26 protein-coding genes and 1 pseudogene are annotated in these 26,321 nt (G+C 71.0%); 12 read left to right on the top strand and 15 right to left on the bottom strand.

What is annotated here, in order from left to right; all coding sequences use genetic code 11:
• The first annotated feature begins 8 nt into the window (after positions 1 to 8).
• On the top strand, positions 9 to 1,211 hold the full coding sequence (locus GXW74_RS13615; RefSeq protein WP_211847059.1) for an acetyl-CoA C-acyltransferase: 1,203 nt from the start codon (positions 9 to 11) through the stop codon (positions 1,209 to 1,211).
• 261 nt (positions 1,212 to 1,472) lie between these two features.
• Here the strand turns inward: GXW74_RS13615 and ahcY are convergent, their stop codons facing one another.
• Both ahcY and GXW74_RS13605 read right to left on the bottom strand, forming a co-directional pair.
• Positions 1,473 to 2,876, bottom strand: coding sequence for an adenosylhomocysteinase (gene ahcY / locus GXW74_RS13610; RefSeq protein WP_211847058.1), 1,404 nt, complete (start codon positions 2,874 to 2,876; stop codon positions 1,473 to 1,475).
• Between the two features lie 672 nt (positions 2,877 to 3,548).
• Positions 3,549 to 4,265, bottom strand: a complete 717-nt coding sequence (locus GXW74_RS13605; protein ID WP_211847057.1) for a response regulator transcription factor — start codon at positions 4,263 to 4,265, stop codon at positions 3,549 to 3,551.
• A gap of 345 nt (positions 4,266 to 4,610) precedes the next feature.
• Here GXW74_RS13605 and GXW74_RS13600 point away from each other — a divergent pair, with 345 nt between their 5' ends.
• The 5 genes from GXW74_RS13600 (at position 4,611) to GXW74_RS13580 (ending at position 8,839) form a co-directional block, all read left to right on the top strand.
• Positions 4,611 to 5,711: a GTP cyclohydrolase II gene (locus GXW74_RS13600; RefSeq protein ID WP_246523314.1), complete on the top strand. Its 1,101-nt coding sequence runs from the start codon at positions 4,611 to 4,613 to the stop codon at positions 5,709 to 5,711.
• A gap of 367 nt (positions 5,712 to 6,078) precedes the next feature.
• Positions 6,079 to 6,546 (top strand): MarR family winged helix-turn-helix transcriptional regulator, encoded by a 468-nt coding sequence (locus GXW74_RS13595; protein ID WP_211847055.1) that lies wholly within the window; start codon positions 6,079 to 6,081, stop codon positions 6,544 to 6,546.
• Positions 6,543 to 6,992, top strand: a complete 450-nt coding sequence (locus GXW74_RS13590) for a hypothetical protein (RefSeq protein WP_246523312.1) — start codon at positions 6,543 to 6,545, stop codon at positions 6,990 to 6,992. Before GXW74_RS13595 ends, GXW74_RS13590 begins: the two co-directional genes overlap by 4 nt.
• Positions 6,989 to 7,486: a L,D-transpeptidase family protein gene (locus tag GXW74_RS13585; RefSeq protein ID WP_211847054.1), complete on the top strand. Its 498-nt coding sequence runs from the start codon at positions 6,989 to 6,991 to the stop codon at positions 7,484 to 7,486. Before GXW74_RS13590 ends, GXW74_RS13585 begins: the two co-directional genes overlap by 4 nt.
• 240 nt (positions 7,487 to 7,726) lie before the next feature.
• Entirely contained in the window at positions 7,727 to 8,839 is a 1,113-nt protein-coding gene (locus tag GXW74_RS13580; protein ID WP_211847053.1) for a glycosyltransferase family 4 protein, read from the top strand.
• A gap of 85 nt (positions 8,840 to 8,924) precedes the next feature.
• On the opposite strand, the gene GXW74_RS13575 is transcribed toward GXW74_RS13580, so the two are convergent.
• The gene (locus GXW74_RS13575) at positions 8,925 to 9,746 is read right to left on the bottom strand and encodes an alpha/beta fold hydrolase (protein WP_211847052.1); all 822 of its coding nucleotides are present in this window, start codon (positions 9,744 to 9,746) and stop codon (positions 8,925 to 8,927) included.
• Between the two features lie 307 nt (positions 9,747 to 10,053).
• On the opposite strand from GXW74_RS13575, the gene GXW74_RS13570 reads away from it, so the two are divergent.
• Together GXW74_RS13570 and murJ are read left to right on the top strand one after the other, a co-directional pair.
• Positions 10,054 to 10,515, top strand: a complete 462-nt coding sequence (locus GXW74_RS13570) for a MarR family winged helix-turn-helix transcriptional regulator (RefSeq protein WP_211847051.1) — start codon at positions 10,054 to 10,056, stop codon at positions 10,513 to 10,515.
• Between the two features lie 92 nt (positions 10,516 to 10,607).
• Complete coding sequence (murJ, locus tag GXW74_RS13565) at positions 10,608 to 12,176, top strand: murein biosynthesis integral membrane protein MurJ (protein WP_211847050.1); 1,569 nt, start codon at positions 10,608 to 10,610, stop codon at positions 12,174 to 12,176.
• 519 nt (positions 12,177 to 12,695) lie between these two features.
• Here the strand turns inward: murJ and GXW74_RS13560 are convergent.
• Both GXW74_RS13560 and GXW74_RS13555 read right to left on the bottom strand, forming a co-directional pair.
• Positions 12,696 to 13,310: a DUF4412 domain-containing protein gene (locus GXW74_RS13560; protein WP_211847049.1), complete on the bottom strand. Its 615-nt coding sequence runs from the start codon at positions 13,308 to 13,310 to the stop codon at positions 12,696 to 12,698.
• 179 nt (positions 13,311 to 13,489) lie between these two features.
• Positions 13,490 to 14,146, bottom strand: coding sequence for a dienelactone hydrolase family protein (locus GXW74_RS13555; RefSeq protein WP_408903876.1), 657 nt, complete (start codon positions 14,144 to 14,146; stop codon positions 13,490 to 13,492).
• A gap of 46 nt (positions 14,147 to 14,192) precedes the next feature.
• Between GXW74_RS13555 and GXW74_RS13550 the strand changes: the two genes are divergently transcribed.
• A complete protein-coding gene (locus tag GXW74_RS13550; protein ID WP_211847047.1) occupies positions 14,193 to 14,369 on the top strand; it encodes a DUF4169 family protein in 177 nt (58 codons plus the stop codon).
• Complete coding sequence (locus GXW74_RS13545; protein ID WP_211847046.1) at positions 14,366 to 14,758, top strand: RidA family protein; 393 nt, start codon at positions 14,366 to 14,368, stop codon at positions 14,756 to 14,758. Before GXW74_RS13550 ends, GXW74_RS13545 begins: the two co-directional genes overlap by 4 nt.
• 116 nt (positions 14,759 to 14,874) lie before the next feature.
• On the opposite strand, the gene GXW74_RS13540 is transcribed toward GXW74_RS13545, so the two are convergent.
• The 6 genes from GXW74_RS13540 to GXW74_RS13515 all read right to left on the bottom strand — a co-directional run bounded on the left by GXW74_RS13540 (position 14,875) and on the right by GXW74_RS13515 (position 19,399).
• Positions 14,875 to 15,153 carry a hypothetical protein gene (locus tag GXW74_RS13540; protein WP_211847045.1) on the bottom strand — a complete coding sequence of 93 codons (279 nt, stop codon included), beginning with the start codon at positions 15,151 to 15,153 and terminating at the stop codon, positions 14,875 to 14,877.
• A gap of 267 nt (positions 15,154 to 15,420) precedes the next feature.
• Positions 15,421 to 17,247, bottom strand: a complete 1,827-nt coding sequence (ptsP, locus tag GXW74_RS13535) for a phosphoenolpyruvate--protein phosphotransferase (RefSeq protein ID WP_211847044.1) — start codon at positions 17,245 to 17,247, stop codon at positions 15,421 to 15,423.
• Positions 17,237 to 17,506, bottom strand: a complete 270-nt coding sequence (locus GXW74_RS13530) for an HPr family phosphocarrier protein (protein ID WP_211847138.1) — start codon at positions 17,504 to 17,506, stop codon at positions 17,237 to 17,239. The genes ptsP and GXW74_RS13530 overlap by 11 nt, the downstream gene beginning before the upstream one ends.
• 86 nt (positions 17,507 to 17,592) lie before the next feature.
• The gene (locus GXW74_RS13525) at positions 17,593 to 18,036 is read right to left on the bottom strand and encodes a PTS sugar transporter subunit IIA (protein WP_211847043.1); all 444 of its coding nucleotides are present in this window, start codon (positions 18,034 to 18,036) and stop codon (positions 17,593 to 17,595) included.
• A complete protein-coding gene (rapZ, locus tag GXW74_RS13520; protein ID WP_246523310.1) occupies positions 18,033 to 18,962 on the bottom strand; it encodes an RNase adapter RapZ in 930 nt (309 codons plus the stop codon). Before rapZ ends, GXW74_RS13525 begins: the two co-directional genes overlap by 4 nt.
• A gap of 5 nt (positions 18,963 to 18,967) precedes the next feature.
• Complete coding sequence (locus GXW74_RS13515; RefSeq protein ID WP_211847041.1) at positions 18,968 to 19,399, bottom strand: HPr kinase/phosphorylase; 432 nt, start codon at positions 19,397 to 19,399, stop codon at positions 18,968 to 18,970.
• A gap of 104 nt (positions 19,400 to 19,503) precedes the next feature.
• On the opposite strand from GXW74_RS13515, the gene GXW74_RS13510 reads away from it, so the two are divergent.
• The gene (locus GXW74_RS13510; protein ID WP_246523308.1) at positions 19,504 to 20,451 is read left to right on the top strand and encodes a threonine/serine dehydratase; all 948 of its coding nucleotides are present in this window, start codon (positions 19,504 to 19,506) and stop codon (positions 20,449 to 20,451) included.
• 271 nt (positions 20,452 to 20,722) lie between these two features.
• On the top strand, positions 20,723 to 22,426 hold the full coding sequence (locus GXW74_RS13505) for a SulP family inorganic anion transporter (protein ID WP_211847040.1): 1,704 nt from the start codon (positions 20,723 to 20,725) through the stop codon (positions 22,424 to 22,426).
• Between the two features lie 75 nt (positions 22,427 to 22,501).
• Here GXW74_RS13505 and GXW74_RS13500 read toward each other — a convergent pair whose 3' ends face one another.
• The 4 genes and pseudogenes from GXW74_RS13500 to GXW74_RS13480 form a co-directional block, all read right to left on the bottom strand.
• Complete coding sequence (locus tag GXW74_RS13500) at positions 22,502 to 22,816, bottom strand: hypothetical protein (RefSeq protein WP_211847039.1); 315 nt, start codon at positions 22,814 to 22,816, stop codon at positions 22,502 to 22,504.
• Positions 22,817 to 23,224: 408 nt separating this feature from the next.
• Positions 23,225 to 24,667: pseudogene (locus GXW74_RS13490) on the bottom strand (DUF2252 domain-containing protein).
• Positions 24,668 to 24,730: 63 nt separating this feature from the next.
• Entirely contained in the window at positions 24,731 to 25,015 is a 285-nt protein-coding gene (locus GXW74_RS13485; RefSeq protein ID WP_211847036.1) for a hypothetical protein, read from the bottom strand.
• A gap of 126 nt (positions 25,016 to 25,141) precedes the next feature.
• Positions 25,142 to 26,314, bottom strand: coding sequence for a M20 aminoacylase family protein (locus GXW74_RS13480; RefSeq protein ID WP_211847035.1), 1,173 nt, complete (start codon positions 26,312 to 26,314; stop codon positions 25,142 to 25,144).
• Positions 26,315 to 26,321: the final 7 nt, after the last annotated feature.

The raw sequence follows: 26,321 nt of genomic DNA, 5'->3' as shown, positions 1-26,321 counted from the left end.
GAAGCGCCATGCGCAGCGCCGTCATCGTCTCCACCGCGCGCACGCCGATCGGGCGTGCCTATCGCGGCGCCTTCAACGACACCAACGCCCAGACGCTCGGCGGGCACGCCGTGCATGCCGCGGTGCAGCGCGCGCGGGTCGATCCGGCCGAGGTCGAGGACGTCATCATGGGCGCGGCCTTGCAGCAGGGTTGCCAGGGATCGAATGTCGGGCGCCAGGTGGCACTCGCCGCCGGCCTGCCGGACACCGTTCCGGGGATGAGCCTCGACCGGCAATGTTCCTCCGGCCTCATGGCCATCGCCACCGCGGCGAAGCAGATCATTCACGATGGGATGCAGGTCGCCGTCGGCGGCGGGCTGGAATCCATCTCCCTGGTGCAGAACGAGAAGGCCAACTGGTTCCGTCGCGCCGACCCGGCGCTGATGCAACGGGTGCCGCAGCTCTACATGTCCATGCTGGAAACCGCTGAGATCGTCGCCGACCGCTACGGCATCAGCCGCGACGCGCAGGATGAATACGCGCTGACGAGCCAGCAGCGCACCGCCGCCGGCCAGGCCCGCGGCGCCTTCGACGATGAGATCGTGCCGCTGCGCTCGGTGATGAAGGTGGCCGACAAGGCCAGCGGCGAGGTGCGCGACGTGCCCACCACCCTGGGGCGCGACGAGGGCAACCGCGCCGATACGACGCTCGAAGGCCTGAAGTCGCTGAAGCCCGTCTTCAAGGATGGCTTGGCCGTGAAGGAAGGCCGCTTCATCACTGCCGGCAATGCGAGCCAGCTCTCCGACGGGGCTTCCGCCGCCGTCCTGATGGAGGAGCGCGAAGCCTCCCGCCGTGGTCTGCAGCCGCTCGGCATCTATCGCGGCATGGCGGTGGCGGGCTGCGATCCGGGAGAAATGGGCATCGGTCCCGTCTTCGCCGTGCCCAGGCTGCTGAAGCAGCACGGGCTGAAGATCGACGACATCGGCCTGTGGGAACTGAATGAGGCCTTCGCCTGCCAGGTGATATACTGCCGCGACCGGCTCGGCATTCCGCAGGACCGGCTGAACGTGGACGGCGGCGCGATCTCGATCGGGCATCCCTATGGCATGTCGGGCGCACGCATGACGGGCCACGCGCTCATCGAAGGCAAGCGGCGCGGGGCGAAGTTCGTGGTGGTGACGATGTGCGTGGGCGGCGGGCAGGGGGCCGCCGGGTTGTTCGAGGTTGCTTGAAGGTCGGGGGAGGAGAACCTCCCCCGATCCCCCTCCCTTCCTTGTCATTTGGGAACTGATGCCGCCGAGCCTTGCTGCGGACCTGTCGGCGGCGAGGCACGGCGGCATGGCGCGCGGGGTTGGTGTGGCGGCTGCGCGCGAAAAAAACGCTCAGACCGATTCAGCCGAAAGGCTGGCCGGTATGACAGCCGCAGGCGGCGCCAAAGGCCAAGGAAGGTTGAGGGGGTGCGGGGGAGAAGTTCTCTTCTCCCCCGCGTTCCGTCAGTACCGGTACTGCTCCGCCTTGAACGGCCCCTGCGGGCTGACGCCGATATACGCCGCCTGCTGCGGCGACATCTTGGTCAGCGTCGCGCCGACCTTCGCGAGGTGCAGCGAGGCCACCTTCTCGTCCAGGTGCTTCGGCAGCACATAGACCTTCTTCTCGTACTTGCCCGGGTTGGTCCACAGCTCGATCTGCGCCAGCGTCTGGTTGGTGAAGGACGCCGACATCACGAAGGAGGGATGGCCGGTCGCGTTGCCGAGGTTCACCAGGCGGCCTTCGGACAGCAGGATGATGCGCTTGCCGTCCGGGAACTCGATCTCGTCCACCTGCGGCTTGATGTTGTCCCACTTGAAGTTGCGCAGCCCGGCGACCTGGATCTCGGAATCGAAGTGGCCGATGTTGCAGACGATGGCGCGATGCTTCATCGCGCGCATGTGGTCGACGGTGATCACGTCCACATTGCCGGTCGCCGTGACGAAGATGTCCGCCTGCGGGGCGGCCTGCTCCATCGTCACCACCTCATAGCCTTCCATCGCGGCCTGCAGGGCACAGATCGGATCGACTTCGCTGACCATGACGCGGCAGCCGGCATTGCGCAGCGACGCCGCCGAGCCCTTGCCCACGTCGCCGAAGCCGCAGACCATGGCGACCTTGCCGGCCATCATCACGTCGGTGCCGCGGCGGATCGCGTCCACCAGCGACTCACGGCAGCCGTACAGGTTGTCGAACTTCGACTTGGTGACGCTGTCGTTCACGTTGATGGCGGGGAAGAGCAGCTTGCCCTCCTTCGCCATGTTGTAGAGGCGGTGCACGCCCGTCGTCGTCTCCTCGGACACGCCGACGATGGACTTGGCGAGCTGCGCGAACCATCCCGGCTTGGCGGCGAGGCATTCCTTGATCAGCGCGAAGAAGACCGTCTCTTCCTCGTTCGTCGCCTTGTCGAGGAAGGCGGTGTCGCCCTGCTCGGCGCGCAGGCCGTAATGGACCAGCAGCGTCATGTCGCCGCCATCGTCCAGCAGCACGTTCGGCGTGCCGCCATCGCCCCATTCCAGCGTGCGCCTCACGTACTGCCAGTACTCCGGCAGCGTTTCGCCCTTCACCGCGAAGACCGGCGTGCCGGTGGCGGCGATGGCCGCGGCGGCGTGGTCCTGGGTCGAGAAGATGTTGCAGGACGACCAGCGCACATCCGCGCCGAGTGCCTTCAGCGTCTCGATCAGCACGGCGGTCTGGATGGTCATGTGCAGGCAGCCGGCGACGCGCGCGCCCTTCAGCGGCTGGGACGGGCCGTATTCGGCGCGCGTCGCCATCAGGCCGGGCATCTCGTCCTCGGCCATCGAGATCTCCTTGCGGCCCCATCCGGCCAGGGAGAGGTCCTTCACGACGAAATCGGCGGCAGCGGACATGCGGGTCTAGCTCTCTTTCACCACGGGTTGGTGGGGCCGGTAGCACGGCCGGGCAGGGGAGGCCAGACTCCTCGATCACTCATAAGGATATCTTTATGCGATCAGTGGCTTTCCTGCGCGGGATCGCCTCGCCTGTCGCATCTTCCGCGCCAGGTCCCCACCGGCAGGGCGATCGGCGGCGGGCCGACAAGGGAGCCCGCGCCCAATCACCCTCCAGAGCGGTCTCCGGTCGCCTTGGCTCACGGGGACCGCTCTAGCTCCTTGTTTTTGCAAGCATCTTCACCGATCAGATGGTCCCGCCCGATCGGGATCTGCTCAAAGGTTCTCGCTTCGGCGGTCGGCAATGATGTTCATGGGGCCGCTGCGCCTGCCGCCGCCATCGCATGGCGCCGCGCTGGGCAAGTGCGGCGACTTCAGCGGCGGGGTCGGCTTCCGGCTGGCAACGGCGCGCCTGGCGCCTGTCCTTGCCTTCGCCCGGCTGACGACGCGCACGCTCGGACCGGCGGCGCAGTGCCCCATCGGTATGGCGCACGGGTCTGGCGGTGCGGCCGCGCACGAACGGCGGCGGCGGCAGCGCAGGAAATCAATCATTGCCGCCGCCCCTATCAGCCCGGCGGGCTCCGCGCGATCCTTAGCGGGACCAGGCCTCCGGTCGGACGCCGGCACCGCGGTTCAGCCCGCCTCGACCACCGCGGTGTGCTCAAGGCGGTAGCCGCCGCCCTCGGTCACCAACAGCCGCGCCTCCGCCGGGTTCGGCTCGATCTTCTGCCGCAGGCGATAGATGTGCGTCTCGAGCGTGTGCGTGGTGACGTTGCTGTTGTAGCCCCACACGTCGTTCAGCAGCACGGTGCGCGGCACCGGCCGGCCCCCCGCCCGGTAGAGGAACTTGAGGATTGCCGCCTCCTTCTCGGTCAGGCGGATCCGCTTGCCCCGGGACGGGTCGTGCAACTGCTTGGCCGAAGGCCGGAACAGGTAGGGGCCGACCTTGAAGATCGCGTCCTCACTGCTGTCGTAGCCGCGCAGCTGGGCGCGCATGCGCGCGAGCAGCTCGTTCAGCCGGAAAGGCTTGGCGATGTAGTCGTTGGCCCCGGCATCGAGGCCGCTGACCACATCCGCCTCGCTGTCCGAGCCCGTCAGCATCACCACCGGCATGCGACGGCCAAGCCGCCGCATCCTGGCGCAGAATTCGCGCCCGTCTCCGTCCGGCAGGCCGATGTCGAGCAGCACGATGTCGAACCGCGCACCATCGGCGGAAAGCCGCGCATCGGCCTCCGCCAAGGACTTCGCTTCGACGGGCGCGAACTCGCCATCCAGCGCCAGCTGCTCCACAAGCGTTGCCAGGAGCGCCGGGTCATCATCCACGATCAGCACCGGGCGCGGACCGGTCATGCTCCATATCCCCTATCATCAATCGGCCCTGCAACATACGAGCGGAAGGCCGATTCCCCACGTCTACTATGGTTTGTAGGCGAGGCGTCTGCCATATGCGAGCGCAGCAGGGGTCATTCTCGCAGCACTGTGACTGCTGTTTCATGCATCGGCGCGCTCGGATCATCCGCATCTGGACGCTCGGGCCACCCGCACCACATGCCGTCGGGCCGAACCGACGCCACGCGCGCGCCACATTCCCGGAGCGCCATGGCCTGAAGAATGGAACGCCAGACGATGACGCCTTCCGGCAGCCCTGCCACAGAGCCCTCTCTCGGCGCACCGCAGCAGGCAGACCCGCGAGTGATGGCGCTCCGTCAGGTGCACCGCGCGATGTCGGAGCTGCGGCGCGGCACCCCCGTCGTCCTGCAAGGGGGTGACACCGCCCTCGTCGTCGCAGCGGCGGAGACGGTGGGCGCGCGGGGCCTGGCGGATCTTGCCGGCGCGGCGCTGGCCCCGGCGGCGCTGCTGCTCGCCCCGGTGCGCGCCGCCGCCGTGCTGCAGCGCCCGGTCCCCCATGCGGCGGAGGAGGATGGCATCGTCGCACTGCGCCTGCTGCCCACCCTGCTCGCACCCGAGGCGCTGCGCAGTCTTGCGGATCCCACCGCCGAGCGTCTTCTGCCCGAGGTGCCCGAACGCGTCGCCGCGCCGCCGCTCGCCCAGGCCGCGATCGCGCTTGCCAAGCTCGGCCGGCTGCTGCCTGCCCTCGTCGCCGCACCGGCGAGCGAGGCGGCGGCGCCGCGGCTCGGGCTGCTGCAGGTGCCGGCAGCGGAGGTGCTCGCCTATCCCGCCGCCGCCGCGACTTCCCTCGCGCGCGTGGCGGAGGCCCGCGTGCCCCTTGAGGACGCGCCGCAAGCCCGGATCATCGCCTTCCGCGCCGCCGATGGCGGCATCGAGCATCTCGCGATCCTCGTCGGCACGCCGGAGAAGACCGCCGCCGAGGGCGGCGCTCCCCTCGTCCGCGCACATTCAGAGTGCTTCACCGGCGATCTGCTGGGGTCGCTGCGATGCGACTGCGGGCCGCAACTCCGCGGCGCCATCAGGCGCATGGCGCAGGACCCGGAAGGCGGAGTGCTGCTCTACCTGGCGCAGGAAGGCCGCGGCATCGGCCTGGTGAACAAGCTGCGCGCCTACACGCTGCAGGACGGCGGGCTCGACACGCTCGATGCGAACCGGGCACTCGGTTACGGGGCGGATGAGCGCAGCTTCCTGGTCGCAGCCACCATGCTGCGCGCGGTCGGCGTCGAACGCGTGCGGTTGCTGACCAACAATCCGGACAAGATCGAAGGCCTGTCCGCCTGCGGGATCGAGGTGTTGGGCCGCGAGGCACACGCTTTCGACCCCAACGGCGTGAACGACGGCTACCTTCGGACCAAGGCGGAACGCTTCGGGCACATCCTCGGGTAGGTGCCGGATCGAGGGGGCGTCGTCCCCTCGTACTCCCCCAGCAGGGGACGCGGTCCCCTGCACCCGCGATGCCGTGATCATGGTTTTCCGGAGGCCTTTTGGCCGACGCTGCCCGATTGCGGATGCACCGCCTCCGCAACGGGATCCACGGCGGGGAGGGGCGCCGGCGGTGCGTGCCCCTCGCGGAGGTGCCGCCGAAGATTTCGGCTTCCGCCCGGCGCCGGAACAGGACGGATCGCGTCGCCCCGCTTTCATCGTGATGGAGGCCTGGATCGGAGCCTCCCGGCACGGGAGCCGCTTCAAGCGTGCGGGGCGCTCTTCGCAGTATATTGACAGCATCCTGTCAAAACGACAGTATGATGTCGTAATGTCCGCCAACACCTTCGACCATCCCGCCAGCCGCCTGGCGCTGGAGGTCTTCCGCCTCAACGGCGCGCTGCTCGCCACCGGCGATGCGCTGGTGGCACCGCTCGGGCTCACCAGCGCGCGCTGGCAGATCCTTGGCGCCGTCGCCGAGGCCGGCGGCGCCCTCACCGTCGCGGGAATCGCCCGCGCCATGGGCTTGGCACGCCAGTCCGTGCAGCGCGTCGCCAACGACCTGGCTGCCGCTGGTCTCGTGGCCTTCGCCGCCAATCCGGGGCATCGGCGTGCGCCGCTGCTGCACCTCACCGATGCCGGGCGCGCAGCCTTCGAAGGCGCCTCGGCACGCTGGGGGCCGCTTGCGGACACGCTGCTTCGCGGAATCCCACCCGCAGAGGCGGACGCCGCCGCCGCGTTGCTGCGCCTGCTCCGCACACGCCTGGACACTCTCCGCAGCGAGGAGCCCGCCCCATGATCCGCCGCCTGCATCCGATCGCCGGAATGACCGCCCTGCTCTGCATCCTGGGCTTCTGGACCGCGACCGCGCTCAGCGAACTCACAGGCAGCGCCGAGGCCATCCGCACGGCCAAGACTGCCATTCTCTGGGGCATGGTCGTGCTGGTCCCGGCCATGGCGATGGCCGGGGGGACGGGCTTCCGCCTCGGCGGCAAGGCGGCGCAGCCGCGCATCGCGGCCAAGCGCCGGCGCATGCCGCTGATCGCGGCGAACGGGCTGCTGATCCTGCTGCCCTCGGCCATCTTTCTTCAGGCGCGGGCGGCGGCCGGCGATTTCGGGACTGGCTTCCTGGTGGTGCAGGCCATCGAGCTGGCCGCCGGTGCCCTCAACATCACGCTGATGGGCCTGATGGTCCGCGATGGGCTGGCGCTGTCCGGCCGCCTTGCGCGGCGGCGCGCAGCATGACCGGCATCGCCCGCGTCACCCCGGACGGCCTGCTCCGCTTCCGCGGCGAGACCCTGCGCTGTGCCCTCGGCGCCGGCGGCATCCGTGCGGACAAGATCGAAGGCGACGGCGCCACGCCGATCGGCCTGCTGCCTGTCCGCCGCATTCTCTGGCGCGCCGATCGCGGGGCGCGCCCGGCCTGCGCACTGCCCGCCGAGCCGATCGCCCCGGAGGATGGCTGGTGCGACGACCCCGGACATCGCGACTACAACCGGCCGGTCCGCCTTCCTCACCCGGCGCGGCACGAACGACTCTGGCGGGATGACACGGTGTACGACGTCATCGGCGTGCTCGGCTGGAACGACGCACCGGTCGTGCCAGGGCGGGGCAGCGCCATCTTCCTGCACGTCGCACGGCCCGGGCTGGGACCGACAGAAGGCTGCGTGGCACTGCCGGAGGGCGAGCTGCGGAGGCTGCTCGCGGCGGGGATGGACGCGCTGGAGATCCTTGGCTGAGAGCCCGCTTGGAAACGCGCCTCGCGGCGCGTTTCCATGTCCGGCACCAGGTATCGGCGGGTCCAGGGTGCACTGCACCCTGGCGGGGTGAGGTTTGGAGAGGGGCAGGGCCCCTCTCCAACCAACAGCGCAACATCATGGTGCGCATGGGGCAGCGCCCCTCCGGCCTTCACACCCCTGCCGCGATGTCTCTCCCCCCCCCTCGCCCCACCCCGTGATCTGGCCTAAGCCCCGCCGCGCATGAAGATCTGCGAGATCACCAACGTCGACTTCTCCCTCCGGCACTTCCTGCTGCCGGTCATGCGCGGCGCCCGTGACCGCGGCCACGAGGTCGTCGGCGTCTGCGCCGAGGGCCCGCTGCTCGAGATCCCCCGCGCCGAGGGCTTCCGCATCGAGCCCGTGCCGATGGCGCGCAGCCTCAACCCGGTCGCCCAGGCCCGCGCCTTTCGCGCCCTGTACGACCTGTTCCGGCGGGAACGCTTCGACCTGGTGCACGCGCACATGCCGATCAGCGGCCTGCTCGCACGGCTCGCGGCCAGGGCCGCCGGCGTTCCGCGCATCGCCTATACCTGCCACGGCTTCCTCTTCAATCAGCCCGGGCCCTGGTGGCGGCGGCAGCTCTCGTTGCGGATGGAGCAGGTCGCCGGCCGCGTCACCGACGTCTTCCTCACCGTCAGCGCGGAGGAAGCCGCCGATGCCCGCCGCCTCGGCATCCATCGCGACGCGACGGCGGTGCTGAACGGACGCGACCCCGCGCTGTTCCATCCTGACGCCGCGGCACGCACCACGCTGCGGGCGGAGCTCGGCGCACGCGCGGAGGATTGCGTCGTCGTCGTGGTCTCCCGCCTGGTGCGCCACAAGGGCCACCCGGAACTGCTGCGCGCGATGGCGGCGACGCCGGCGAACACGGTGCTCTGGGTGGTGGGGGAGCGCCTGGCCTCCGACCATGGGGAGGACCTCGAACCCCTCTTCGCCCAGGCCGAGGCCGCGCTCGGCGGCCGCATCCGGCGCCTCGGCTACCGCCACGACGTCGCGCGCGTGCTCGCCGCCGCCGACGTCTTCTGCCTGCCCTCCCATTTCGAGGGCCTGCCGATGAGCGTCATCGAGGCGATGATGACCGGCCTGCCGGTGGTCGCCACCGACATCCGCGGCCCGCGCGAACAGGTGGTGGACGGCGAAACCGGCCTCATCGTGCCGCCGATGCAGGACGGGCCGCTGGCGGCGGCGCTGTCGCGGCTGGCCGCGGACCCGGCACTGCGGGCGCGGATGGGCGAGGCCGGGCGGGCGCTGGCGCTCGAACGCTTCGACGAGGCGAAGATCATCGGGCGGACGCTCGACCTGCTGGGGTTGTAGAGGGGGGAGAAGGCAACTCCCCCCCTCCCTCAACCTTTCTGGCCCTTGCGGTGCGCGCCGCGAGCGAGGGCGGTCGGCCACCGCTTCAGGCGCGGACGAAGCGCAGCACGTCGGCGTTGAAGCTGTCCGGGTCGACCTGCGCCAGGCCGTGGCTGGCACCCTGGTAGATCCTGAGTTCCGCGTCCGGGACGATCCGCGCCGCCTTTTCGGCGGAGGCGGCGATCGGCACGATCTGGTCGTCATCGCCGTGGATGATCAGGGTCGGCCTGTCGACCTTCCTGAGATCGGCGGTGTAGTCCACCTCCGAGAACTCGCGGATGCAGTCGTACTGGCCCTTGATGCCGCCCTGCATGCCCATCAGCCAGAAGGACTCGCGCAGCCCCTCGCTGACCTGCGCGCCGGGACGGTTGAAGCCGTAGAAGGGCGTCGTCAGGTCGCGGAAGAGCTGCGCCCGGTTGGTCGCCGTGCCCTTGCGGATGCCGTCGAAGGCCTCGATCGGCGTGCCCTCGGGATTGGCGTCTGTCTTCAGCATGATCGGCGGCACGGCGCCGACCAGCACCACCTTGGCGACACGCGCCGTGCCGTGACGGCCGATGTAGTGCACCACCTCCCCGCCACCGGTGGAATGCCCGACCAACACCAGGTTCCGCAGGTCGAGCGTCTCGATCAGCTCGGCCAGGTCGTCGGCGTACTGGTCCATGTTGTTGCCCTGCCAGGGCTGGTCGGAACGGCCATGGCCACGCCGGTCATGGGCGATGACGCGATAGCCGTTCTGCCCGAAGAACAGCATCTGGGCGTCCCAGGCATCGCCGCTGAGGGGCCAGCCATGGGCGAACACGATCGGTTGGCCGCTGCCCCAATCCTTGTAGGCGATCCGCGTGCCGTCCCGGGTGGTGATGAAGTTCATGTCGCGTGCTCCTTGTCGGGTGGATTGAACGGGGGGTGCGGCGGCTTCCGTCGTTGCCGGCAGCGCGCCTGCCGCGATCAGCGCGCCACCGGCGAAAAGCGCATCCCGCCGTGCCAGGGGCGCAGACCGTTCGGGGGGCGGGGCCATTCGTCGGCATCCTTGCAGCAGCGCCCGAGGGATTTTCGAGCGCACACGATTTAATCGCGTACGAGTTATTTGCCTGCTTCGATCCCGATTGTCAAGCGTTGGCGATTCAATCGTGTGCGACTTATATGCTGAGACCAATTCACCCGACCGGGGAAACACCATGCCCGACCCATCGAAGCCCCCAGGCGAGCAGGGGCCGGCCCTCGATGAGATGCTGTGCTTCTCGATCTATTCGACCGGCCACGCCTTCAACCAGTTCTACCGGCCGCTGCTCGACCGGATCGGCCTGACCTATCCGCAGTACCTCGCGATGGTGGCGCTCTGGGCGCGGGACGACCGCACGGTCAAGGAACTGGGCGAGGCCCTGCATCTCGAATCCAACACGCTCACCCCGCTGCTCAAGCGGCTCGAGGGCCTTGGCCACATCCAGCGGTCCCGCGACCCGGAGGATGAGCGCCAGGTCCGTGTTCGGCTCACCGAGCAGGGCCGCGCCCTGCGCGCGGAGGCGAAGCACATCGCCGCCTGCGTCCGCGAGGTCCTCGACATGTCCCTGGACGATCTCGACAGGATCCAGCGGGAGATCGAGAGCATCCGCGGCCGGCTGCTGAACCGCCGGCCCTGACGCAGCCCGCGGCCGCTCCGCACCGGCCCGCCACGCGGCGGACCGATCGCTCCCGCCTTGCTTCCGCCCCGAACCCCAGGCAATCCGCCTCCATGCTCCGTTCTGCGCTCACCGTCGGCGGCTGGACCATGGCGAGCCGCATCCTCGGCTTCGCGCGGGACATGCTGATCGCCTCCCGCCTCGGCGCCGGGCCGGTGGCCGACGCCTTCTTCATCGCGCTGAAGCTGCCCAACCTGTTCCGCCGCCTGTTCGGGGAAGGCGCCTTCAACGCCGCCTTCGTGCCCGCCTTCGCCGGGACCCTCGCCGCGGAGGGCCGCGCGAACGCCCAGGCGCTGGCCGAGCGCATGGGCGCGCTGATGGCGCTGTGGCTCGGCATGCTGGTGCTGCTCGGCATCCTGTTCATGCCGCAGATGATGCGCGTGCTGGCGCCGGGCTTCGTCGAGGATCCGGCGAAGTTCGCCCTCACCGTCGAACTGACGCGCATCACCTTCCCCTACCTGATGCTGATCTGCCTGACGGCGCTGGTGGGCGGCGTGCTGAACGGGCTGGATCGCTTCGCCGCTGCGGCCGCGGCGCCGGTCTTCTTCAACCTGATCTCGATGGCGACGCTGCTGTTCCTGACGCCCTATGTCGCGACGGCCGGCCATGCGCTGGCCTGGGGCGTGCTGGCCTCGGGCGTGGTGCAGCTCGCCATCGTGCTGTGGGCGACGGCGCAGGCGGGCATGGCGCTCAACATCCTGCGCCCGCCGGCGATCACGCCGGAGGTGCGCCAGGTGCTGCGTCGCATGGTGCCGGGCGTGATCGGGGCAGGGGTGGTGCAGCTCAACCTGGCGGTGGACGTCGTCATCGCCTCGCTGCTGCCCTCGGGCGCGATCTCCTTCCTCTACTACGCGGATCGGGTGGCGCAGCTGCCGCTCGGGGTGATCGGCGCGGCGGTCGGGACCGCGCTGCTGCCGCTGCTGTCGCGGCAGTTGCGCGCGGGGCAGCCGCTTTCGGCGCATCGCTCGATGAACCGGGCAGTGGAGATGTCGCTGCTGCTGACGCTGCCGGCGGCGGTCGGGCTGGCCGCCGCCGCCGGGCCGATCATCGCGGCGCTGTTCCAGCGCGGCGCCTTCGGGGCAGTGGAGGCCTCCGCCAGCAGCATGGCGCTGATCGCCTATGCCGTGGGGCTGCCGGCCTTCGTGCTGGTGAAGGTCTTCGCTCCGGGCTTCTTCGCGCGGGGGGACACGGCGACACCGGTGAAGCTGGGGCTCTTCGCCGTGGCGCTGAACCTGGCGCTGAACCTGGTGCTGATGGGGCCGCTGCAGCATGTAGGCGTGGCGCTTTCCACCTCGCTCGCCGCCTGGGCGAATGCGGCGATGCTGCTCTGTCTGCTGACGCGGCGCAGGCACTTCGTCGCGGACCGGCGGGCGCGCCGCGCCGTGCCGCGCATCCTGGCGGCGGCGGCGGCGATGGGCGTGGCGGTGGCGGCGGCGGCATACGCCCTGCCGGCCGCGGCGGATTCGTTGGGTCGCGCGCTGATGGCAGCGGTGCTGATCGGGCTCGGCGGCGCGGTCTTCGCGGGCGGCGGGACCTGGCTCGGCGCCTTCGATCCGCGCGAGGTCCTGCATATGCTGCGGCGGCGGCGGTCAGGCGCGGCCCTCGCCGCGAAGCGGTCCTGACGGCCTGCGCGGGACCCGCCATCCTGATTCCGAAGTCCTGACGACTGCCGACTCGGGACGCTCGCCCTTGTTTTCAGGGGGCTTGCTTGTCCGCTTCGATCGCTCGAGATCCGGCGGACTTCGCGGTCAGGACACCACGAGGAATGCACGTCCGGGTGGCGGTATCGGGTCCCGCCATGCGTGTGGCTGCCGCGCCGGGGGGCATCGGGTCTGGCTGCGAGGGGCATCCCGGCCCCGCATGCCATGGCTGCGCGCCGGCGGTCGAAGCTCCGGCGCGCAGGGATGGTATCGCCGCGCCTTGTCGATGCCGTCCTCGGCAAGCCGTGTCGGCATGGCGCGCGGCGCAGGTGGGGCGGCCGCGCGTGACGGCAGGCCTACGATGCCCTTGAGCAGACAAGGCTGACCGGCACCAGGGACGGTCCGGGCATGGGCCGCCCGGCGCATTCTCAAGCCGATTACGCGGGCCGCGATGGCCGAGGCAGCGACATCCGAGAAGGGCCACCCCCGGGCAGCATCGCTTCAGCGGGGTGTCCCTGGGCGCGCACCAGGGGCGACCATGCCCGGCTGCATCGCCGGGGCCTGCATCGTCTGGTAGCCCTGCGGACGGCGGAAGAGCGACGCGTCCTGCGGCGCATAGACGACGCGGACCGCCTCCATGCGCCCCTGCTGGCCCTGCGCGGCGCCCTGGGCGCGCAGCATCACGCCGTCGGAGGTGATGCAGGCCTCGCCGCTCTGGCCCTGGCCCTGGTAGCGCCAGACGGTGCAGTCGGTGCCGGCGATCTTTTCCGTGCCGCCACGGGTGAAGCGGGCGTTTTCGAGGTCGCGCTGATAGCCCGCGGCCTGCTCCATCGGCACGTCCATGATCATGCGCATTGCTTCCATCACCATGAAGCCGCGCTGGCTCTGATGATCGGCCACCAAGTAGCCGGCGCCTTGCGGCATGTTCATGCGCATCAGGCGCTGCGCCGCGGACCACAGCATCGTCAGCTCGGCCGCCTGGCCCTGGCCGGCGACGCGGTAGGTCACGGCAACGTCGCGGGTGGGGAAGATCTGTGGCCGGTCCTGGGCCTGGGCAGCGACAGGAAGGGCGGCGACGATGGCGGCGGCAATGGCGTGGCGCATGGCGTGGCGCATGGCGGTCTCCTTTGATCCGCAATCTGTGCCCGGAAGTGTGGCGCGAACATGAAGCCGTTCATGGTGGTCGCCCCCGGTTCCGCGCGCCTCCCGATCCCCCACCTTCGCCGATGAGGTCCCCATCACAAAGATGGTTGAGGGGGGTGCGGGGGGAGAAGTTCCCTTCTCCCCCCGGCCTGTCACAAGTTCTTCCCAAAGAACTCCAGCGTCCGCCGCTGTGCCACCGCCGCGTCCTTCGCCGAGAAGGATCCGCGTTCGTCGCAGCCGAACCCGTGCCCTGCACCGGCATAAACATGGACCTCCACTCCCGGCTGCGCCGTGCGGATGGCGTCCACGTCGCTCATCGGGATGGAGGCGTCCGTCTCTCCGAAGTGCATCTGCACCGGGCAGCGCGGCTGTTCGTCCTTCGCCGCGGCGATACCGCCGCCGTACCAGCAGGAGGCCGCGCCGAAGGCGCTGGTGCGCGTCGCGCCGTGCCAGGTGACGGTGCCGCCCCAGCAATATCCGACGATCCCGCGCTTCACGCCGCGCGGCAGAGCCGCGGCGGCGGCCAGGATGTCGAGGACCGTCAGCCCATCCTGGATCCTGCCGCGCAACTCGCGCCCCTGGGCCACGTCCGCGGCCTCGTAGCCGAGCTCGATGCCCGGGGCCACGCGATCGAACAGGGCGGGAGCGATGACGGCATAGCCCTCGGCAGCGAAGCGGTCGGCCACGTTCCGCATGTGGCGGTTCACGCCGAAGATCTCCTGCACCACCACCAGGGCGCGGGCAGCATTCTGCGGCCCGGTGCGATAGGCGGACAGGCGGTGGCCGTCGGCCGCGGTCAGCGAGATCATGGGCATGGGCGTTTTCCTCGGGGGATGATGGGCGTATCCTCCGCGCATGGCCGAGATCGTCAACCTGAACAAGGCGCGCAAGGCGCGCGCGCGGCAGGAAGCGGAGGCGCAGGCCGCCGCCCGCCGCACGAAGCACGGGCGCACCAAGGCCGAGAAGGCGAACGACGTGCGCGCCGAGGCGCGCCGCCAGGCGCTGCTGGACGGGACGAAACGGGAGGAATGAGCCTGTCCCGCCACATCCTCGCGGGCTTCCCTCCCTCGGTCTCGCCATCGTCGCACGCGGTGGAGGCCGATGGCTTCGTCTTCCTGACGGGCCAGTTCCCGCGCGACCTCGACGACCCCGAGGCGCCGCTGCCCGAGGGCATCGCGGCACAGACCGCGCGGACCTTGGGCAACCTCGCCCGCGCCCTGGCCGCGCTTGGCCTGGGGCTTGAGCACCTGGTGTCGGTACGGGTCTACCTGGTGGCCTTCGAGCGCGACTACGCGGCGATGAACGCGGCCTATGCCGCGGCGCTGCCGCCAGGCGAACGGCCGGTGCGCACCTGCATCGGCGTCACCGCGCTGGTGCGCGGCGCGCTGATCGAGATCGAGGCAATCGCGAAGCGGCCCTGATGCGCGGCCGCTCCCGCGCGGCCGATGTCGCAGGCGGGACCGCCATGCGTTGGCGGCTGCCTGTCGTCCGCGGCGTCATCCGGGCTGCGGCCGGCATGGGGCCGGCGGCGCGGCCGTCAGTCGTCGTCGTCGCGCCCGCGGGCCGCGTCGTCGTAGCGCCGCCCGGCCGGCCTGGCGCTGGACGGGCGGCGCCCGTTCCTTTCCCGCCAGCTTTCCTCCCGCACCCAACCGCGGCGACCGTAGCGGTCCTCGATCACCATGCTCTCGACGCGCGTGCAGCGGCCGTTCGAGCAATTGGAGGAGGAGTTCGAGGACTGGCTTTCGGCCCCGGCCGAGAGCGGAGCAAGCCAGATCGCGAAGAGCCCGGTGACGGCGGCGCGGCGGATACGGCGCATGGCGGTATTCCTGGTTGCTGGCCAGGAGAGGTTCGCGAGGCTGGCGGTCCTCCGCGGGGCGGAAAGGTGGCAGCTTCGGGGCGACGTATTTCCGAATGATACCGGCCGGCCTTGCCGAAGGAGGGTGATCGGCGGGCCTCGCGGGGTCAGCGCACGCCGTCCGGGCGGCGGCAGCCTGGGCGATGGGACAGCCGGCGGGACGACCGCGCGCGAGGCGAGGATTCCGCGGCGCGCCGGACGAAGGGCGGCCCGTCATCCGGCCGAGGGTCACGCCCGCTCCGTCAGCCCCTGCGCGAATCCTGCCACCAGCTCCCGGATCCGCCCCGGGTCGCTCTGTTCCATCACGCGCCGCGCGAAGCGCGCGCAGTCGCCGATGTCGAGCCCGCGCACCGCCTGCTTCACCCGCGGGATCGCACTCGCGTTCATCGAGAAGGTGCGCACGCCGAGCCCGAGCAGCAGCGGCGTGAGCTGCGGGTTGCCCGCCATCTCGCCGCAGACGGACACCGGCATGCGCAGGCGAAGCGCCGCCTCGGTGGCGAATTGCACCAGCCGCAGCACCGCCGGGTGCAGCGGATCATAGAGGTGCGCGACGTCCGCCTCGCCGCGATCGACCGCCAGCGTGTACATGGCGAGATCGTTGGTGCCGATGGCGAAGAAATCCGCCTCCAGCGCGATGGCATCGGCGGCCAGGGCGGCGCCCGGCGTCTCGATCATGGCCCCGAGCAGCGGCAGCTTCTCGGGCAGCTTCTCGCCGCGGCGGCGCAGGCGACGGGCGACGCGCTCGTAGATCTCGCGTGCCTGGCGCACCTCCTCGGGCACCGTGACCATCGGCAGCAACAGGCGCACCGCACCATCCGCGCCGCCGGACGCGACGCGCAGCACGGCGGCGAACTGCACCTCCAGCAACTCGGGATGCTTCAGCAGCATGCGCAGCCCGCGCAGGCCGAGCGCCGGGTTGGCGCCGGCATGGGCGGGCACCACGCCCTCGGCCAGCGCTTCCATGTCCTTCTCGCCGCCCCAGTCGAGCACGCGGATCGTCACCGGCTGGCCTTCCATCGCCCCGACGATCTGCGTGTAGGCCTCGACCTGTGCCTCCTCGTCCGGCAGGTCCTCGCGGTTCATGAACAGGAACTCGGTCCGCAACAGGCCGATACCCTGGGCACCGGCCTGGGCGATCAGCGGCAGTTCCTGCGGGATCTCGAGGTTGGCCTGCAGTTCCACCGGCTCGCCGTCGGTGGTCTCGGCCGGCAGGCGGCGCAGCTTGGACAGCTTCGCCCGTTCCTTGGCGAAGGCGGCGAGCTTCTCCTTCGCCGTCGCCAGCGTGGCAGCGGAGGGATGCACCGTCACGACGCCTGCCGTGCCGTCCAGCACCACCTGGTCGCCGCGCTGCGCCGCCTCGGTCAGCCCGTGCGCGCCGAGCACCGAGGGAATCCCCAGCGCCCGCAGCATGATCGCCGTGTGCCCGTCCGCACCGCCTTCCTCCGTCGCCACGCCGGCGATGCGCGAAGGGTCGAGCAGCGCGGCATCGGCCGGCGTCAGCTCCTCGGCGACCAGGATGCAGCCCTCGGGCAGATCCTTCAGGCTGCGGAAGGGCGTCGCCGTCAGGTTGCGCATCAGGCGGCGGGCGATGTCGCGCACCTCGTTGGCACGGCGCGCGAGGCCGGCCTTGTCGTCATCCTTCGCCGCCAGGATGGCGGCGCGGATGTCCTCCGATTCGTCCAGCACCGAGGTTTCGGCGGAGAGCAGCTCGGCCTCGATTCGCTTGCGCGCGCCACGGATGAGCCGGGAATTGCCCAGCATCATCAGGTGCGCGTCGAGCAGCGGCGCGATCTCCTCCTGCGCTTCCTCCGGCAGCACGCCGATGCGCGTCTTGAGCTTGCCGATCTGCTTGCGGGAGAAGGCGACGGCGGCGGCGAGCTTCTGCCGCTCCTCCTCAACCTCCTCGGCCACGATGCGCCGCCGCGGCGCCTCGGCCGGCGGGTCGGAGGTATCGAAGACCGGCCCGATCGCGACCCCCGGGGAGACCGCGATGCCGGAAACGGCGACCTCGCGCGCCTTCGCCTTCGACTTGGCCTTGGGCGTCTCAGTCTTCATGGAAGCCGGCCTCGACCAGGCCGGCGACCGCCTCGAGCGCTTCCTTGGCGTCCCAGCCCTCTGCCTCGATGGTGATCTCGGCGCCCTGCCCGGCGCCGAGCATCATCAGCCCCATGATCGAGCAGGCCGGCACGCTCTCGCCGCCGCGCACCACATTGACGCAGGAGGAGAAGCGCTCGGCCATGGTCACCAGCTTGGCCGCGGCGCGGGCGTGCAGGCCACGGCTGTTGGAGATGACGACGTTGCGTCGCAGCACCATGCCGGAATCACCGGCGTCGCAGCCGCAGCTCTCGGCGGGCGGCACATCCGCGACCACCTTCGCGCCAGGCTCGTCGGGCCATTCGTTCACTGGCCGCCCCCTCCGTTGGGCCGCGGAGGCGCGACGGCCGCGCCGGCCATCACGTCCCGCCCGCAGGCAATATACTTCCGCCCGGCGGCGACCGCATGGTCAACCGCTTCGGCGAGCGGTTCGCTGCCGCGCACTTTCGCAAGCTTGACCAGCAGCGGCAGGTTCACCCCGGCGAGCACCTCGATCGGCCGGCCGCCGCCGGCCATCTGCATCGCCAGGTTGGAGGGCGTGCCGCCGAACATGTCGGTCAGCACCACCACCCCGTCGCCCTGGTCGACGGAGTCGATCGAGCGCCGGATGTCGGCGCGCGTGTGCTCCATGTCGTCCTCGGGGCCGATACAAACAGTCGCCACCGCCTGCTGCGGCCCGACCACGTGTTCCATGGCGTGCCGCAACTCCTCGGCCAGACGGCCGTGGGTGACCAGAACCATGCCGATCATGATGTCTGCGTCAGGGCCTCCCGCCCCGCTTCTCGGCCGGCCCGCACGGGCGCCGGGCCGGCCGAAAGCTCGCGGTGGGAAAGCTCCACCCGCCAGCCTTGCGATTGTAGATGGTGTGCCAGGCGCTCTGCCGCCAGCACGGATCGGTGCTTGCCCCCCGTGCAACCCAGAGCGATCGTCAGGTACTTCTTTCCTTCCTGGGCGTAGCGGGGCAAGAGCGGCCCCAGCATTTCCGTCATGCAGCGCCAGAAGGGCGCGAAATCGGGGTCCGCCTCGATGAAGTCGGCCACCGCCGGGTCCCGTCCCGTCAGCGGCCGTAGTTCATCAACATAGTGCGGGTTACGCAGGAAGCGCAGGTCGAAGACCATGTCCGCCTCGCGCGGCAGACCCTTGGGAAAGGCAAAGGAGACGACCGAGACCCCGAGGCCCGCCCCGGCATCCTGTCCGAAGCGCCTCTCGACCATGCGGCGCAGGTCGGGCAGCGGCAGGTCGGAGGTGTCCACCACCATGTCCGCCGTGTCGCGCAGCGGCGCCATCAGCGCCACCTCCCGCGCAATGCCGTCCGACACCTTGTGGCCGAGCGGCCCCCCCGGAGCCAGCGGATGGCGCCGCCGCGTCTCGGTGTAGCGGCGCAGCAGCACGTCCTCCTCGGCGGTGGCGAAGATGAGCGTCACCGCGATATCGGGACGCATTCGCAACCGCTCCAGCAGCCGGATCGCACCGGCCGGGTCGAAGTCGCGCGTTCGGCTGTCCACCCCGGCGGCGAGCGGCTGTTCGCCGTCGCCCACCAGCGCCTCCAGCACCGACAGCGGCGGATTGTCCACCGTTTCGTAGCCGAGATCCTCGAGCACCCGCAGGATCGAGGCCTTGCCGGCTCCGGAGAGCCCGGTGACCAGCACCACCTGGCGTCGTTCGGGGATTGCCATGTCCATCATGCCGCGAAGGCCCCGGCGCGCTGGGCGAGCCGCCCGAGCGCGGCATCCAGCGCGAAGGCGACCTTGTCGCAGGCCGAGGCCTCGAAGGCATGCAGGGCCACGCGCGGCACACGCGCCGCCCCCCAGACGGAAGGCATCGGCAGACGGTCCATGCCGTCACGCGCCACAAGGTCCACCACCAGCGCCAGTCGAGCCCCCTCGGCCACCGCCACGTCCTGGAATATCCCAAGGCCCCGGACCTCGAGCATCCCCCGCAACGCGGGCGGCGCCGAGACCACGACCCCTTCCACCACCACCTGGTCGTCCGCGACCAGACCCCAGCCCCGGCCGATCAGCCGCAGAACGAGGTCGGACTTGCCGGACCCCGGGGGACCCAGCAGCAGCACAGCCGCACCATCGCGCGATGCGCAACTTCCGTGGACCTGCATCCCAGCCCGGCCATCCCGTTCGGCGGCGGACGATGGCAGAATTGGGGCACGGGGGAAAGCGCCCCCCCAAGGTGGCGCCGCGGCGTTGCCCGCTTGCCACGCCGATGCCACCCTTCGCCGCCATGCCGACCCAGGAACAGATTCGCGCGGCCGCTGCCCGCATCGCCCCCCATATCCGCCGCACGCCGGTCATCCGGCTCGCGCCGGCGGAGACGGGGCTTGAGAACCCGCTCACCCTGAAGCTCGAGCAGCTTCAGGTCACCGGCTCCTTCAAGCCGCGCGGGGCCTTCAACCGCATCCTCTCGGCCGAGGTGCCGAAGGCGGGGGTGGTGGCCGCCTCGGGCGGCAATCACGGCCTCGCGGTGGCCTATGCCGCCAAGGTGCTCGGCATCAAGGCCGAGATCTTCGTCCCCGAGATCACCGCCGAGGTGAAGCGCGCCCGTATCGCCGCCACCGGGGCGACGTTGACCGTGGGCGGCGCCGCCTACGACCAGGCGCGCATCGCGAGCGAGGCCCGCGCCGCCGAAACCGGCGCCCTGCTGGTCCATGCCTATGACCAGGAGGAGGTCCTGGCGGGCCAGGGCACGGTGGGGATGGAACTCGAGGCCGATGCGCCGGACCTGACCCATGTGGTGGTCGCCGCCGGCGGCGGCGGGCTCTATGGCGGCATCGCCTCCTGGTATGCCGGCCGCGCCAACATGGTGATCGCCGAGCCGGAGGAATGCCCGACGCTGTTCTCGGCCGGCATGGTCGGGCGGCCGGTGGACGTGCCCTCGGGTGGGATCGCGGCCGACAGCCTCGGCGCCCGGCGGGTCGGCGAGCTCGCCTTCGGCATCATGATGGCCCAGGGCGGCCGCAGCGTGGCCGTGCAGGACCAGGTGATCCGCAACGCCCAGACATGGCTGTGGGACAGGCTGCGCGTGGTTGCCGAGCCGGGCGGCGCGACGGCGCTTGCCGCCGTGCTCGGGGGCGGCTGGACGCCTCCCAAGGGCGCGCGCATCGGCGTGGTGGTCTGCGGGGCGAACTGCGATCCGGGGTCGGTGGTCGGCTGAGAGGTCGTTCGGGAATGCGCCATCCGGCGCATTCCCGATGCCCGCGCCGGCCGCCGAGGGCCGACGCCCGCACGTTTCGCCGCTGTCGCCCCAGGGCAGGGGTCTTCCGCCGCCCGGACGGCGGGGTTGGCCGTGCCGCGCCGGAGGCGCGCCCGCATGGGCGCCCTCGCGAGGCGATGCCGGCCTCCTGGCGCAAAATGAGCGTCGGCCGGCCGCGGCTCGTTCAGAATGCGCCGGCCGGCGACGCGTCCGGGACGGGAGGTGAGGCTCGATGAGCGACACGAACGCGATGCCTTCCGGCCAGGGCCGCGGCTTCCCGGTGCTCGGCTGGTTGCGGGGCTATGCGCCGGGCTGGCTTGGCGCCGACCTCCTCGCCGGAGTCACGCTGGCGGCCTACGCCATCCCGGTGGCGCTCGCCTATGCGACGCTGGCGGGGCTGCCGCCGCAGGTCGGCATCTACGGCTACCTGCTCGGCGGGCTCGGCTATGCGCTGCTCGGCTCCTCGCGGCATCTCGCGGTCGGGCCGACCTCCGCCATTTCGCTGATGGTGGGGGCGAATGTCGCGGTGATCGCGGCGGGCGATCCGGCGATGCATGCCGCGGTCGCGAGCCTCGCCGCCTTCATGGTCACGACGATCTGCCTGGTGGCGTGGGCCGCGCGGCTCTCCGTCCTGGTGAAGCTGATCAGCGACAGCGTGCTGGTGGGCTTCCGCTTCGGCGCCGGCCTGACCATCGCCATGACGCAGTTGCCGAGCCTCTTCGGCGTGGCGGGCGGAGGGTCGCACATCATCGAGCGGGCCTGGCTGCTGCTCGGACAGCTCGGCGACCTCAACCCCGTGACGCTGGCGCTCGGCGTCGTTGCCGTCGTGCTGCTGGTCGCCGGAGGGCGGCTGCTGCCGGGCAAGCCGGTCAGCCTGGCGGTCGTCGCGCTGTCGATCCTTGTCGTGTCGGTCCTCGGACTGGCGGCGCACGGCGTCGCCGTGACCGGGGAGATCCCGCCCGGGCTGCCGGAGATCGGCCTGCCCACGCTCCGCTTCGGCGACGTGCCGGACCTCTTTCCCGTCGCCGCCGGCTGCGTGCTGCTGGCCTATATCGAAGGCGTCTCGGCTGCGCGCGGATTCGCGGCGAAGCACGGCTACGCGGTCAACGCGCGGCAGGAACTGCTCGGCCTCGGCGGCGCCAACCTGCTGGCGGGGCTCGGCCACGGCTATCCGGTGGCGGGCGGGCTGTCCCAGACCGCGGTGAACGAGAAGGCCGGGGCGAAGTCGCCGCTCTCGCTGGTCTTCGCCTCCGCGGCGCTGGCGCTCTGCCTGCTGTTCCTCACCGGCGCGCTGGCCGACCTGCCCAAGGCGGCGCTCGCCGCCATCGTGCTGACGGCGGTGGCGGGGCTGATCGACGTGCCGGCCATGATCCGGCTCTGGCGCATCAGCCGCTTCGATTTCATCGCCGCGCTCTGCGCCCTGGCGGGCGTGCTGCTGCTCGGCATCCTGCAAGGCGTGCTGCTGGCGGCGCTCGCCTCCGTGCTCATGCTCGTCGCGGAGGGGACCACGCCCTACGTCGCCATCCTCGGGCGCATCCCGGGCACGCAGCTGTTCGGCGACCGCGACCGGCACCCCGAGAACGAAACCGTGCCCGGCGTGCTCATCGTCCGGCCGGAGGCGGCGCTGCTCTACGTCGGGGCGGAGCATGTGCAGGACAGGGTGCTCGCCGCCGCGCTCGCGGCGCCGGATGGGTCGCTTCGGCATGTGGTGTTCGACCTGTCGGCCACGCCCTTCATCGACGTCGCGGGAGCGGAGATGCTGCGCAGCCTGCATGGGGCACTGGCGGGGCAGGGCATCCGCTTGTGGCTGGTCGGCGCCCATGCGCGCGTGCGCGACCTGCTGCGGAATGCCGGGGTGGCGGAGTCGGTGGGCGGGGTGGAGCGCGGCTCCTCGGTGGAATCCGCCGTCGCGGCGATCGAGGCGCAGGACGCGTGAAGGCACCGGAGGGGCGCCGCCCCTCCGGACCTCCCAGCCAAGGGCCGCAAGACCCTTGGCACCCGGAACCGGTGGTCAGCCGCCGGACGGGAAATGCATCACCGAGACGTTCTCGCCGCCGCCGACGATGCGGGCGACATAGCCGGGCGGCGTCGGGGCCGGCACGCCCTGGTGCTCCACGGACTGGTTCTCGCCCGAGCCGGTGATGACGGCGCGCGGCTGCACGGCACCGAACACGGCGGCGGACGGATGCGCGACCGACTGGTTCTCGCCCGAGCCCTCGATCTGCGGGGTGTAGCTTCCCGCGTGCCGGTAGGCCTGCGCGCCGGGCGCGCCGCCCGAGACCGCCACCGCTGCGGCGACGACGATGCGGATGATGCTGTTCGACATGGTCCACTCCTGGGGTCTGGCCGCACGGCCCACGGCTGCACGGCGCGGTTCGCTGTTGAATGGCGCCCCTCGCCGGACCATCCGGCCTTCCCAGGCACCAGGGCCCTTGGGGACGTGTGCGGACCCTACGCAGCGGCAGCCACGGAGACTTGGAGACGGGTTGGAGAAGTCCTGAAGAAAGGACGGATTCATGCTTGACGAAGGCTGTGCTTCATGCCGGCTCGCATCGAGCGCGAGATCCGGAGAGCGGTCGCGCGCCCAGCGCGGATCCCGATCAGGTGAGCCCACCCGATCGGGATCTGCCCTAGAGCGGTTTCCGTTCGCCTTGGCTCACGGCGACCGCTCCAGCCTCTTGTTTTCGCGAGCATCTTTGCCCGATCAGGTGATTCCACCTGATCGGGATCTGCCCTAGGACTCCGTGTGGACTTCCACCGTCCCCTTGCGCACCGCCGTCTTCAGCGCCGCGTGGTCGCGCTCCGCCTGGTCGGCATAGGCGAGGGCGAACGCGCCCATCGCATCGTCGAACTGCGCCCCGGAGCCGAGATAGCCGGCAATCTCCGCCACCTCCGCGCTCTTGGCGTGGGAACGCGCGAGCGACCAGCCTCACAGCCGCGCGTAGAGCAGCATCAGCTCCGCGTCGAAGGTTTCGACCAGCGGCTTGATCTTCGCGTCGCGCAGTTGCCGCACGTAGAACTGCCGCCCGTTCGGCGCCGTCATCCAGCCGAGGAACATGTCCGAGGCTGGCTGCATCAGCCGCTGCCCGATCACCACGCGCTCGCCGTGATGCGCATGGTGGCTCGGGCCGGCATGGGGTTCGAGCACCGAGGCCACCGCTTCCTTGAACTGCAGGAAGAGCGGGTCGTTGGAGGCCGACATCATCAGCACGATCCAGCAGCGCCGGCCGACGCTGCCGACGCCGACCACCTTGATCGCCGCATCGACCACCCGGTAGCGGTCGAGCAGCACGCGACGGTCCTCCGCGAGCGTCTCGCGGTAGGTCGCGAAGACACTGTCCAGGGTCTTGTGGAAATCCGGCGCGCGCGCGCCTTCCGGGTGGAAGATCAGCGGCGGTGTGTCACGGATGGCAGTGCGCCCGCCCACGACGCCGGCAAGCTTCGGGAAGTCGAGCTCCGAGCCGCTGCCGGCGAGCGTCTTCGCAAGCCGCGCCTGCAGCCGTGCCCGGATCGAAGGCGGCACCGTGTCCAGCACGTCCTGCGCCGTCACCCGCGCGTACCAGACCTCGAGCGGGTGCATCTCGGCGTATTCGCGCAGGCGCTTGCGGTAGCTGCGCGCGCAGGCCATCGCTGCCTCCCGCCCCACGGTGTCGGCAAGCCCGTTCGAGCGCGACGCCAGCACGAAGGAGGCAGCCAGGCGCTTCACGTCCCATTCCCAGGGTGCCGGAAGCGTCTCGTCGAAATCGTTGATGTCGAACAGGATGTTGCGCTCGGGCGTGGCGAAGCCGCCGAAATTCATCAGGTGGCAGTCGCCGCAGGCCTGTACGCGCAGCCCGGTCGTCGGCGTCGTCGCCAGGTCCGCCGCCATCACCGCCGCCGAGCCGCGGTAGAAGGCGAAGGGCGATTGCAGCATGCGGCCGTAGCGGATCGGCACCAGTTCCGGCAGGCGGTCGGGGTCGGAGTCCTGGAGCAGTTCCACCGGGTCCCTTCGGTCGGCCAGGCGCTTCCAGGGCGCGTGGGCGGTGCGCGGGACGGTGTTGCGCAGCGCCTTGCCGGCCTCGTTGCGCTCATCAAGGGAGCCGCCATGCGCGGTGGTCGCCGAAGGCGGCGGCGCCGGGGCGGCCTCGGGCGCCGGCTTCGCGGCTGCGGCGGGGCGTGGCTTGGCGTGCTTCTTCATGCGGACTGCTCCCCAGCCATACGCGGGACCAGCATGCGCCGGCCTGTCATCCTATTGCCAACATCAAAGGACCGTGGGGTGGCGGGTGTGTTGATTCGGATCAACCCAACGGCGCGGAACCTCGGCAGGCCGTCGGCGGCGCGGGCCCTGCGCCTGCCCGGCCGGCCTGCTGCCCGAGATCATCCGCCGCGCCCGTGAGGCGGCGCGCAGGACGATGGAGGCGCAGGAGACGCCGCAGCGCCTGGCGACGCTCGCGGTGGTGCCGATGGTCCGTTCGCCCGACGACTGGCCGGCCTCTTTCGTCGCGGAGAACGCCGAGTGGCGCGACATGATCAGGGCACGCAACATCCGCGTTCAGCAGGGCGCTGCAAGCGGCTCCGCGGGACCCCTTGGTCCCGGAGGTCCAGGGGACCCGGTCCCCTGGCGGGGGTCTCGGGGGCGGCGCCCCCGAGCGGAGCCCCGATACCCGCGGGTTCAGCCGCGCGGCAGTTCCTGTTCCACCAGCCGCGCGAAGAGCGAGGAGCCCAGCGGGATCAGGTCGTCGTTGAAGTCGAAGCGTGGGTTGTGCAGCGAGACGGAATACCGTCCGCCATCGCCCTGGCCGATGCCGATGAAGGCGCCGGGGCACTTCTGCAGCATGTAGGAGAAATCCTCCGCCCCCATGCGCGGCGGCCCCTCCCGTTGGACGCGCGCATCGCCGAGCACCGCGGCGGCGGCCTTCTGCGCGCGCAGCGTCTGCTCCGCGTGGTTGATGGTGGGCGGGTAGCCGCGCGTGTAGGCGAGCTCGGCGTGCGTGCCGTGGGCCTCGGCAATCGAGCGCACGATCGCGCCGAGCCGCGCCTCGACCAGGTCCTGCACCTCCGGCCGGAAGGTGCGCACCGTGCCGTTGAGCTCCGCCACTTCAGGGATGACGTTGCCCGCCGAGCCGGCGTGGAACTGGCAGAGGCTGATGACGGCGCTGTCGAGCGGATCCATCGAGCGCGAGACGATCGACTGCGCCGCGACGACGATCTGCGCGCCGACAAGGACCGGGTCGATGCACGCATGCGGGCGGGAGGCGTGGCCCCCCTTGCCGTGCACCGTGATGGCGATGCGGTCGGCGGCGGCGAGCACCGGGCCGGCGACGATGCGTGCCTCGCCGAGCGGCAGCTCGGGCGTGTTGTGCATGGCGTAGACGGCGTCGCAGGGGAAGCGGTCGAACAGGCCTTCCTCGACCATCACGCGGCCGCCGCCGCCGCCTTCCTCGGCCGGCTGGAAGATGAAGTGCACGGTGCCGTCGAAGTTCTTCGTCTCGGCGAGGTAGCGCGCGGCGCCGAGCAGCATGGTGGTGTGGCCGTCATGGCCGCAGGCATGCATCTGGCCGGGGACGGTCGAACGATGCGCGACGTCGCTGGTCTCCTGCATCGGCAGGCAGTCCATGTCGGCGCGCAGGCCGATGCTGCGGCCGGAACCGCCGTTGCGCAGCACGCCCACCAGGCCGGTGCCGGCAATGCCGCGATGCACCTCGATCCCCCAGGCCTGGAGCTGCTGCGCCACCAGGTCGGAGGTGCGGTGCTCCTGGAAGCCGAGCTCCGGATGCGCGTGGATGTCGCGCCGCGTGGCGGTCAGCTCGGGGTGGAATTCGGCGATGCGGTTCAGGATCGGCACGGTGCAG

It is taken from the genome of Neoroseomonas eburnea, assembly GCF_018129005.1.
Lineage (GTDB): Bacteria > Pseudomonadota > Alphaproteobacteria > Acetobacterales > Acetobacteraceae > Neoroseomonas > Neoroseomonas eburnea.
Note: the sequence above shows the minus strand (reverse complement) of the source record. Positions and strands in the feature narration are given on the sequence as shown.

What these genes read in the sequence shown, in the direction of transcription:
- GXW74_RS13530 (WP_211847138.1), bottom strand. Translation starts at nt 17,506, where the DNA reads ATGGTGCTGCGACGCAACGTCGTCATCTCCAACAGCCGTGGCCTGCAC.
- GXW74_RS13570 (WP_211847051.1), top strand. Translation starts at nt 10,054, where the DNA reads ATGCCCGACCCATCGAAGCCCCCAGGCGAGCAGGGGCCGGCCCTCGAT.
- GXW74_RS13485 (WP_211847036.1), bottom strand. Translation starts at nt 25,015, where the DNA reads ATGTTGCGTGCCCTGATCATGTCGCGCCACTCGGCGTTCTCCGCGACG.
- GXW74_RS13555 (WP_408903876.1), bottom strand. Translation starts at nt 14,146, where the DNA reads ATGATCTCGCTGACCGCGGCCGACGGCCACCGCCTGTCCGCCTATCGC.
- GXW74_RS13590 (WP_246523312.1), top strand. Translation starts at nt 6,543, where the DNA reads ATGATCCGCCGCCTGCATCCGATCGCCGGAATGACCGCCCTGCTCTGC.
- murJ (WP_211847050.1), top strand. Translation starts at nt 10,608, where the DNA reads ATGCTCCGTTCTGCGCTCACCGTCGGCGGCTGGACCATGGCGAGCCGC.
- GXW74_RS13540 (WP_211847045.1), bottom strand. Translation starts at nt 15,153, where the DNA reads ATGCGCCGTATCCGCCGCGCCGCCGTCACCGGGCTCTTCGCGATCTGG.
- GXW74_RS13595 (WP_211847055.1), top strand. Translation starts at nt 6,079, where the DNA reads ATGTCCGCCAACACCTTCGACCATCCCGCCAGCCGCCTGGCGCTGGAG.
- ptsP (WP_211847044.1), bottom strand. Translation starts at nt 17,247, where the DNA reads ATGAAGACTGAGACGCCCAAGGCCAAGTCGAAGGCGAAGGCGCGCGAG.
- GXW74_RS13585 (WP_211847054.1), top strand. Translation starts at nt 6,989, where the DNA reads ATGACCGGCATCGCCCGCGTCACCCCGGACGGCCTGCTCCGCTTCCGC.
- GXW74_RS13515 (WP_211847041.1), bottom strand. Translation starts at nt 19,399, where the DNA reads ATGCAGGTCCACGGAAGTTGCGCATCGCGCGATGGTGCGGCTGTGCTG.
- GXW74_RS13560 (WP_211847049.1), bottom strand. Translation starts at nt 13,310, where the DNA reads ATGCGCCACGCCATGCGCCACGCCATTGCCGCCGCCATCGTCGCCGCC.
- GXW74_RS13580 (WP_211847053.1), top strand. Translation starts at nt 7,727, where the DNA reads ATGAAGATCTGCGAGATCACCAACGTCGACTTCTCCCTCCGGCACTTC.
- rapZ (WP_246523310.1), bottom strand. Translation starts at nt 18,962, where the DNA reads ATGGCAATCCCCGAACGACGCCAGGTGGTGCTGGTCACCGGGCTCTCC.
- GXW74_RS13505 (WP_211847040.1), top strand. Translation starts at nt 20,723, where the DNA reads ATGAGCGACACGAACGCGATGCCTTCCGGCCAGGGCCGCGGCTTCCCG.
- GXW74_RS13525 (WP_211847043.1), bottom strand. Translation starts at nt 18,036, where the DNA reads ATGATCGGCATGGTTCTGGTCACCCACGGCCGTCTGGCCGAGGAGTTG.
- GXW74_RS13545 (WP_211847046.1), top strand. Translation starts at nt 14,366, where the DNA reads ATGAGCCTGTCCCGCCACATCCTCGCGGGCTTCCCTCCCTCGGTCTCG.
- GXW74_RS13600 (WP_246523314.1), top strand. Translation starts at nt 4,611, where the DNA reads ATGGCGCTCCGTCAGGTGCACCGCGCGATGTCGGAGCTGCGGCGCGGC.
- GXW74_RS13500 (WP_211847039.1), bottom strand. Translation starts at nt 22,816, where the DNA reads ATGTCGAACAGCATCATCCGCATCGTCGTCGCCGCAGCGGTGGCGGTC.
- ahcY (WP_211847058.1), bottom strand. Translation starts at nt 2,876, where the DNA reads ATGTCCGCTGCCGCCGATTTCGTCGTGAAGGACCTCTCCCTGGCCGGA.
- GXW74_RS13615 (WP_211847059.1), top strand. Translation starts at nt 9, where the DNA reads ATGCGCAGCGCCGTCATCGTCTCCACCGCGCGCACGCCGATCGGGCGT.
- GXW74_RS13510 (WP_246523308.1), top strand. Translation starts at nt 19,504, where the DNA reads ATGCCACCCTTCGCCGCCATGCCGACCCAGGAACAGATTCGCGCGGCC.
- GXW74_RS13550 (WP_211847047.1), top strand. Translation starts at nt 14,193, where the DNA reads ATGGCCGAGATCGTCAACCTGAACAAGGCGCGCAAGGCGCGCGCGCGG.
- GXW74_RS13575 (WP_211847052.1), bottom strand. Translation starts at nt 9,746, where the DNA reads ATGAACTTCATCACCACCCGGGACGGCACGCGGATCGCCTACAAGGAT.
- GXW74_RS13605 (WP_211847057.1), bottom strand. Translation starts at nt 4,265, where the DNA reads ATGACCGGTCCGCGCCCGGTGCTGATCGTGGATGATGACCCGGCGCTC.